Genomic DNA, 348 nt, shown 5'->3' with positions numbered 1-348 from the left:
GATGCTTCGCCTGGCAGCAACAATTGCCCGCCCTCAATTTGGCCGGTGGCCCCAACCATGCGCGATTTTTTGTCGAGCTCGGGCCGGCATGCAATCGGTAATGGCACCCCCGGGGGCTGCTCACTGCGCAGCGTCTGGATGAGCGACTGGCCCGACGCGGCATCCTCAATCAACAGCGTTTGCGGTCGATATTTGTTGGCGAGGCGGATGACATGGCGCTTGAGCTCCGGGAAGTTCAGCTTGGCGCGAAAAACGTCAATAATCCGCACTTCCGAAAGATGGACGTTGGCGGTGATGCAGACAGACCAATCATTGTGCACGCCGTCTTTGCTCGCCGTGTCCCAGGAC

At 59.5% G+C, this 348-nt stretch carries 1 protein-coding gene; it reads right to left on the bottom strand.

The genetic code is table 11. The annotated features are described in order from the left end of the window. Positions 1-348: phage terminase large subunit family protein (locus AC2TC0_RS16225; RefSeq protein ID WP_484718488.1), on the bottom strand; the 348-nt coding region annotated here is incomplete at both ends.

The sequence above is a fragment of the Sphingopyxis sp. sgz302558 genome, assembly GCF_057220455.1.
This window is presented reverse-complemented; position numbering and strand designations above follow the sequence as displayed.